The organism is Spirosoma areae (assembly GCF_054781775.1).
In genome coordinates, this window is the sequence record NZ_BAAGTT010000011.1 from 71,549 (window position 1) to 79,979 (window position 8,431).

Genomic DNA, 8,431 nt, shown 5'->3' on the forward strand with positions numbered 1-8,431 from the left:
ATCAGACCAAAATATGGAATTTCTACAGGACATTTTCAAGTTTCTGAAGCAGCGTAAAAAGTGGTGGCTGGCCCCAATGATTATTTTATTATTGCTCATCGGCGTTCTGATTGTTATTGGTGGCGGGTCTGCCGTTGCTCCCTTTATCTATACATTATTTTAAGGCATGGACGTTACCGAAAAAGTAAAAGCCCAGTTAGTCATCGTGACGGGTCTGCTGGTATTGCATTTTGTGTTTAAATCGCCCTGGCTGCTCTACGCTGCCGTTGGAGTAGGTGTATTGAGCCTGGCCATTCCGGTTGCCGGCGATTTAATTGTAAAAGTCTGGTTCAAACTGGCCGAGGTACTGGGCAACATCAACGGCAAAATTATTCTGTCGGTTATGTTCTTCGTGTTTTTGTTCCCGATTGCGCTGCTTTACCGGATGACGGCTAAAAACCCGCTGTCTATCAAACGCACCAGCGATGCCTCGTTCTATACTGAACGAAACCATCTCTACACAAAAGAAGATTTGGAACAAACCTGGTAGGAAAGCCTACACAAATTGATTTAGGGCGTACCACTTTTCGGTATGCCCTTTTTTTGCGTATTTTTGTGACAGCTTATCCAGAAAGACGGAGGGAACGGACCCGATGATGTCTTGGCAACCAACCCACCCAGCGGAACTGGTGCCAATTTCCTCCCGGAATAACCGGGACAGATAAGATCAGCGGCCTGCTGCCTGTCTTTTGCTGATAAGCCTTTTGTCTTTTTGGACTTTTTTAAGCGTAGCCGTTGTTGGTCTTCCTAACAACTGTGCATTCTACAACTGCTTTTGAAAACGATAGCCGAACTTCTCCGCGAACGAATCCTCGTCCTTGATGGTGCGATGGGTACCATGATTCAACGGTATAACCTGACCGATGCCGATTATCGGGGTGAACGTTTCAAGGACTTTCCACACGACATAAAAGGCAACAATGATTTGTTGTCGATTACCAAACCAGCGGTTATTCAGGAAATTCACCGGCAATATCTCGACGCTGGTGCCGATATTATCGAAACCAATACCTTCAGCAGTACGACCGTGGCTATGGCCGATTACTACATGGAGGATTTGGTGTATGAACTGAACTACGAATCAGCGAAGATTGCGAAAGCCGTTGCCGACGACATGACGCGCCAAACTCCCGGCAAGCCGCGCTTTGTGGCCGGGGCGATGGGGCCAACCAACCGGCTGGCCTCCATGTCGCCCGATGTGAATAATCCGGGATACCGTGCCATTACGTTCGACCAGTTAGTTGAAGCGTTCTACACACAGGTAAGCGGCCTGGTCGAAGGCGGAGCCGATTTACTGCTCATCGAAACCATCACCGATACGCTCAACGCCAAAGCGGCTCTGTTTGCCATTGACCGCTATTTTGCCGAAAAAGGGCAGGAGCCGCTGCCGATTATGGTGTCGGGTACCATCACCGACGCATCGGGCCGGACGTTGTCGGGGCAAACGACCGAAGCTTTTTTATATTCCGTATCGCACCTGCCGCTTCTGAGCATTGGCCTGAACTGTGCGATGGGAGCCGAACTCCTGCGACCGTATGTGCAGACGCTGGCGAAAGAATCGCCCTTTTTCACGTCGGCGTATCCAAACGCGGGTCTGCCCAACGAGTTTGGCGAGTATGATCAGACGCCCGACGAAATGGCCGAGCAGGTGGAAGGGTTCATCCGCGATAGCTTCGTTAACATCGTCGGCGGTTGCTGCGGCTCCACCCCCGACCACATCCGCGCCATTGCTCAGGCTGCCGCTAAGTACCCGCCCCGGCAGTTGCCGCAACCCGAACCCTACCAGAAACTGAGTGGGCTGGAACCGCTGAAAATTACGGAGCAAACCAACTTTCTGAACGTTGGCGAACGTACCAACGTAACGGGTTCCAAGAAGTTTGCCCGGCTTATTAAAGAAGGAAACTACGACGAAGCCCTGAGCATTGCGCGGGGACAGGTCGAAGGCGGGGCGCAGGTGATCGACATTAACATGGACGAAGGCATGCTGGATTCGGTAGAGGCTATGACGACCTTTCTGAACCTGATTGCTGCCGAACCCGACATTGCCCGCGTACCCATCATGGTCGATTCCTCGAAGTGGGAAGTCATCGAAGCAGGCCTGAAGTGCGTGCAGGGCAAAGCCATTGTCAACTCCATCTCGCTCAAAGAAGGCGAAGAAGCGTTCATTGAGCGAGCACAACTCGTCAGGCGGTATGGCGCGGCTGCAGTCGTGATGGCGTTCGACGAAACCGGTCAGGCTGACTCCTACGAACGGCGGATTGAAATTTGCGAACGCGCCTATCGAATTCTGGTTGATAAAGTCAACTTTGCCCCGCAGGACATCATTTTCGACCCGAACATCCTGACCGTTGCCACAGGTATCGAAGAACACAATAATTACGCTGTTGACTTTATCAACGCGACGCGCTGGATTAAAGCCAACCTCCCGCTGGCCAAAGTGAGCGGGGGCGTGTCGAACATTTCCTTCAGCTTCCGGGGCAATGACGTGGTGCGCGAGGCTATGCACTCGGCGTTTCTGTATCACGCCATTCGCGCCGGTATGGACATGGGCATCGTGAACGCCGGGCAGTTGGAGGTGTATGACAGCATTCCCAAAGAGTTGCTGGAACGTTGCGAAGACGTGCTGCTCAACCGCCGGGACGACGCCACCGAACGCTTAGTTGATTTTGCCGAGACGGTGAAAGCGAAGGGGAAAGCCATTGTTCAGGATGAAAGCTGGCGGCTCGAACCCGTTCGCGAACGACTCAAGCACGCGCTGGTCAAAGGAATTACCGACTACATCGACCAGGACGTTGAAGAAATTCGGCAGCAGGTTGAGCGTCCTTTGCACGTGATTGAAGGGCCGTTGATGGATGGCATGAACATTGTTGGCGACTTATTTGGCGCGGGCAAAATGTTTCTGCCGCAGGTCGTGAAATCAGCGCGGGTAATGAAAAAAGCCGTGGCCTATCTAACCCCGTTCATCGAAGCCGAGAAAGATGGCACCGGGAGTTCGTCGGCCGGTAAGATTCTCCTGGCGACCGTTAAAGGCGATGTTCACGACATCGGTAAAAACATCGTTGGCGTGGTGCTGGGCTGTAATAACTACGAAATCATCGACCTCGGTGTGATGGTGCCAACCCAAAAAATCCTGGACGAAGCCCGCAAACACAATGTGGATATTATCGGGCTGAGTGGCCTGATTACGCCCTCGCTCGATGAAATGGTAGGCGTTGCGAAAGAGATGGAGCGGCAGGGTTTTACCCTTCCGCTGCTGATTGGGGGCGCAACGACATCGCGGATGCACACTGCTGTCAAGATTGATCCGCACTATTCAGGGCCGGTTGTGCATGTGTTAGACGCGAGCCGAAGCGTTCCCGTTGCCGGGCGGCTGGTTAGTGAAACAGATGCTACACGCGCCCTTATTTTTACCGAAATCAAAGCCGAGTACGTCAAACTCCGTGAGGATCACGCCAAACGTCAGAAGGAGAAAAATCTGCTGGGTATTGAAAAAGCCCGTGCCAACCGCCCGCCAATTAACTGGCACGATTTCGAGCCGATAAAACCAACCTTTCTCGGCAATCGGTACTTTGACGATTACTCCATTGCCGAGTTAGCAAAATACATCGACTGGACACCGTTTTTCCAGACGTGGCAGTTGCACGGTAAATACCCGGCCATCTTCGAGGATGCCGTTGTGGGCAACGAAGCGCGTCAGTTGTTTGACGATGCCAACCGGCTCCTTCAGGAAATTATTGACAATAAACTCCTGAAGGCGAAAGCGGTTGTTGGCTTCTTTCCCGCCAACTCTGCCGATGACGATGTGCTGCTGCACGATTTCGACGAAGTGACGCGCGATGTTTCCTGCGAACGGCATGGTTCGCACCGGCACATCGAGTATAAAATCAGCAGAGTTCAATCGCAAACGACGGTTAGTCCGGTTGGTGAGTTGATTTATGACACCAAAACGGTACTGCATTTTCTGCGCCAGCAGAACCAGAAAGCGCCCGGCCTGCCCAATTTCTGCCTGTCGGATTTCGTTGCCCCACTCGACAGTGGCCGGGAGGATTACATTGGCGGATTTGCCGTAACGGCGGGCATTGGCATCGAAGCGCTTATCGAGAAATACGAACGCGACCACGACGACTACAACAGCATCATGGTGAAAGCCATTGCCGACCGGCTGGCCGAAGCCTTCGCCGAACGGATGCACGAGCGCGTCCGAAAAGAATTCTGGCCCTATGCAACCAACGAAACGCTAACCAACGACCAACTCATTAAAGAAGCGTATCAGGGCATTCGGCCTGCACCGGGCTATCCGGCCTGCCCCGACCATACCGAAAAAGGCACGTTGTTTAACCTGCTCGATGCCACTAAAATCGGGATTGAACTAACTGAAAGCTACGCCATGTACCCGGCCTCATCGGTAAGTGGCTTTTACTTCTCGCACCCCGAATCGAAGTATTTTCCGGTCGGAAAAATTAATAAAGATCAGGTCTATGACTATGCCTTACGGAAGAACATGCCGGTTGAGGAGATTGAAAAGTGGTTAAGTCCGGTGTTGAGTTATGATGCTTGAGGGCGAGGCAGTATAGTTTATTTTGCTGTTCAAAGACCTATCTGTAAGCCTAAGTAGAAATTTGGTCGTGTGTCAAACTCAATTCTTAGGTCTTTCTCTAATTGAGCGGGGCCGCTTAATGGTCGTCGTGGAGCCAAATTAGTAAATTGTTTTTTCCAAGACCAAATTGCTCCGCCGGAAATAACGATTGGTTTTTGCCATTTTAGCCGTAATCCACCTCCAAACAAAAAGGTAGGCAGGTTTCTTCCGGTGCCTACCCCCACCTGAACGAGTGGGTGTGCTAATCCATTAAAAGCGTTTAAAGTAAGATTGAGCATACCTACCAGGACGATAGGCAGTCGCTGCGAACTCACTTCGTCGACAACACTTTGGGCCGCCGAATAGGATGTGGTGCCCGAAGCATCATTGTACGATTTTGCCTCACTTTCCGTCAATACTTTAACGCCGTAAGTGGGATACGTTAGGTCGGTGTAAACACCCCCCATTGAGAACTCAGGAATTAGGGTTTGCGAACTGCGTATCCGTAAACGACCAATAATCTTCTCGTTAGTATCCGTTAATATTGGTGGGTCAGCATCTAAGTTGAGTAGGCGTTTGCGGAAAATAATATTTACATCGTGCATCTGCGTTTCATCAATATTATAGCGCCCGATAATTATAGCATTTTGTAAATGTGTGCCACCATCGTTATCGCCAAATGTTTCGTCAGTAATTTTTATTACTGTTGCGATTTCATTGTGAAGTTTCTCGGCTATTTGTAGCATTTCATCACGTTTGCGTTGGCCATCCAGGCAGGCGCGCACAAATCGTTTAAAAACGATCTGAGAATAAGTAAGAAAGGTTGAACAAACATTATCATTCTGAGAAGCCTGGCCAATCAGGTTCTTTTGTATATCACCAGAAATATCATCATCGAACGATTTTAGTGTCTCTTTATTAGCAGAATTTACTTTTTTAAGGCTGTCTATAATTGTTAAAAAATGATTATTAGCAACCATCAGATCCTTAATATTATCGGGCTTACTCAAAAAATTCAATGCTTTACGAATCATTACCCGAAAGTTACCATTGTAATAATGACTATCTAATATCTTTAGGCGTTTAATCGTTGTTGTATTTGTATCTACACAAGTTACTCTTCCTTGTATGAACAAGTATTTCCATTCGGCTAGGTCATCGAAGCCAATATTATTAATAAATTGAACAACAGATTGTAACTCGCTCTCAGTGGCAGGAGAGGCAATGGGCCGACTTGATACTGCAAGAGATGCTGCGACCTGTTGTTTGGTGAAATCACCAGCCCGCGTTAACGAAAACGGGGCAGTAATGCTGGAGGGTAAGCCTGAACCAGTGTTTCCGCTGGAAGTCCCTGCATTCTCTTTCCCAGATGCTGCTGGTGCATTTATAACAGGTAATTCCTTAATCAGTTCGGTCAATGCTGTGGCAAACTTGCCAATATTTTGGTAGGAAGGGTCTTCCAGTAGTGTGTCGGTTGTTACGACATTATACTGGAGTGGATTGAAGAAGCGAACTGTAAGCGTAACCTCTCCGTCTCGTTTTGGGACGCCTATTACAGAATTGGGAGTAAGTGATTTATAGTGCTTACGACTCAAATCCTTATCCAGTATATAAAAGAATTTGTGCTCATTTAAATCAGGCCATAACTGAATGAAACTGCGTGCGTTAGGCGCACTTAGCATTTCATCCGTATTCGATTGAGCGTAACTGATATTTGCTAAAACGCTCATTAGGACTAGTGTGTGGAAGATCGTTTTCATTAGTGTGGAGAGATTTTTTCCATCACAAACCTACCACGCTCACCACCTCCCCGCAACGGGAAAATCCCCGTATTTTATGGGGATAATTAACACTATTACCCGGTAATCAGTTAAAAAAATTCTTAAACGCAAAAAGCCCCGAAGAGTCGTCTCCGGGGCTTTTTTTATTCTGTTGGATACAAGCGGAAGTATTACGGCATCAGGACCGTGTCGATAACGTGAATTACGCCGTTCGACTGGTTTACATCAGCAATAGTAACCGTCGACATGCCACCTTTGGCGTCGGTCAACATGATCTTTTTGCCCTTCTGCATGGCCGTCAGCGTGCCACCGGCAGCCGTTTTCAGCGTGGCTTTACCACCGCCGTCTGTGATGGCTTTCATCAGGTCGGCAGCACTCATTTTGCCGGGTACAACGTGATAGGTCAGAATACCCGTCAGCATTTCTTTGTTTTCGGGCTTCACCAGCGTTTCAACCGTGCCTTTGGGCAGTTTGTCGAATGCTTTGTTGGTTGGGGCAAATACGGTAAACGGACCGGCTCCCGACAGCGTTTCAACCAAACCAGCGGCCTTAACGGCAGCTACCAGCGTGGTGTGATCTTTAGAATTTACTGCGTTCTCGATGATATTTTTCGAGGGATACATGGGCGCGCCACCAACGGTAACGGTTTTTTCCTGGGCAAACGAGACCTGGCTAAGAGCTAAAAAGCTAAGTATAGCAAACGTGAATTTGAGCGTCTTCATTGTCGTTGTTCTTTTGAATGGATTAAACGTGTACTGAATGTTTTTACTGTGTGTCGATCAACGGGAAGACTTACGCAGGGAGTGAGTAGTTTGGATTGAAATAAAGTAAATTTTTTTTGTTGTCCTTTGAAAATCAGTAAGTTATCCTTTTCGGTTAGGTATTTATGCCACCGGTATAGCCATAAAAGCAGGCCGCCGGGTTAAGTACCCGGCGGAACTGTAACATCAGGAAGGCGTTGTGGGAAATGGATAGAAAGAACGTATCAAAGTTAGACGGTGATTGGGCCTTTGGGTAGGGGAATTAGCCTGAATTTGGGACGGGAAGAAGGCGGGGTTAAATACGGGAAAAATACGGTATTTGTGCGTAAAATAGCGATAATTTAGGATTTAACCTATTCATTATTAATGAGTTAATAATGAATAGGTTTTTGTAATGCTTCACAGATTTTTATTGCAATAATGGAAACTATTATATTGATTCGTCAAAATATTAATTCACTCTTTAACTTTTACACACATGCCTAAATTATTAATTAAGTCAGGCCAACTTCTTATTGATAAGAGCCTCATTTTGAAAGACAATTGTCAATTGACAGGACCTGATGAGATATGCCTCAACCTTGTTGATCCTGAGGAAGCTTATGAAGTTTCTCCGGGTGAGCTAAAAATTGCATGTGATAGATTCCAAACTATCTTAAATGATCCAAACACACTTGAGCAAAATCGTAGTCAATTCGTTAGGGCCGCTTTCTTTGACATTAATGATCTGCAAGATGTAGTCACTAGAACAAGAGCACAACACGTGAAGATTTATTACGGAATTGATCGGGAAGGTAAAAATTTCATGTTTATTGCTCCCATATATCCCGATGGAAGAGCTCTTGAGGATGATGATACAATTGCTGCTCTTTGCTGCTGCAGTGTGCCACCTTGCCCCAGTACGCTTAGAGATCGTTATGTTAATCATTAAATACGTAGAATAGTGATAAATAAGGTGTATTTTCATGAACACATGGGATACTATTTTATACTTGCTATTACTGGGGCTGAGTGCCTTATTGTATTTAATTAATTATAGGGCACTCACTCCTGCTTTAAAAGTTCTTAGTATAGTTCAATTTATTAACTTCGTCGCTATGGTGTATGCTGTAGCTGTCGTACAATTTGCCCATTCTAAAAATAATTTGTATGTATTAGAGACTGTCTAAAAATAGCATTTTGATAAAAATAAGGAGCCGGTAAGTTTGTAGGAACAAAGAACCACCAATGTATCCTACTGATCTGACCGACTCCCAATGGCAAGTTATTCAAGA

At 47.3% G+C, this 8,431-nt stretch carries 6 protein-coding genes and 1 riboswitch; of the genes, 4 read left to right on the forward strand and 2 right to left on the reverse strand.

What is annotated here, in order from left to right; translation table 11 throughout:
* Nucleotides 1-13: 13 nt before the first annotated feature.
* The 3 genes from ACYVI1_RS05560 (at nt 14) to metH (ending at nt 4,597) form a co-directional block, all read left to right on the forward strand.
* The gene (locus tag ACYVI1_RS05560) at nt 14-163 is read left to right on the forward strand and encodes a DUF5989 family protein (protein ID WP_191038769.1); all 150 of its coding nucleotides are present in this window, start codon (nt 14-16) and stop codon (nt 161-163) included.
* A 3-nt stretch (nt 164-166) separates the two neighbouring features.
* Nucleotides 167-529 (forward strand): SxtJ family membrane protein, encoded by a 363-nt coding sequence (locus tag ACYVI1_RS05565; protein ID WP_460907619.1) that lies wholly within the window; start codon nt 167-169, stop codon nt 527-529.
* A 70-nt stretch (nt 530-599) separates the two neighbouring features.
* Nucleotides 600-707, forward strand: a riboswitch (SAM riboswitch).
* A gap of 107 nt (nt 708-814) precedes the next feature.
* The gene (metH, locus tag ACYVI1_RS05570; protein WP_460907621.1) at nt 815-4,597 is read left to right on the forward strand and encodes a methionine synthase; all 3,783 of its coding nucleotides are present in this window, start codon (nt 815-817) and stop codon (nt 4,595-4,597) included.
* A 29-nt stretch (nt 4,598-4,626) separates the two neighbouring features.
* On the opposite strand, the gene ACYVI1_RS05575 is transcribed toward metH, so the two are convergent.
* Nucleotides 4,627-6,375, reverse strand: coding sequence for a hypothetical protein (locus ACYVI1_RS05575; protein WP_460907622.1), 1,749 nt, complete (start codon nt 6,373-6,375; stop codon nt 4,627-4,629).
* A gap of 191 nt (nt 6,376-6,566) precedes the next feature.
* On the reverse strand, nt 6,567-7,118 hold the full coding sequence (locus tag ACYVI1_RS05580; RefSeq protein ID WP_460907624.1) for a fasciclin domain-containing protein: 552 nt from the start codon (nt 7,116-7,118) through the stop codon (nt 6,567-6,569).
* A 517-nt stretch (nt 7,119-7,635) separates the two neighbouring features.
* On the opposite strand from ACYVI1_RS05580, the gene ACYVI1_RS05585 reads away from it, so the two are divergent.
* Nucleotides 7,636-8,088 (forward strand): hypothetical protein, encoded by a 453-nt coding sequence (locus ACYVI1_RS05585; RefSeq protein WP_460907626.1) that lies wholly within the window; start codon nt 7,636-7,638, stop codon nt 8,086-8,088.
* Nucleotides 8,089-8,431 lie beyond the last annotated feature (343 nt).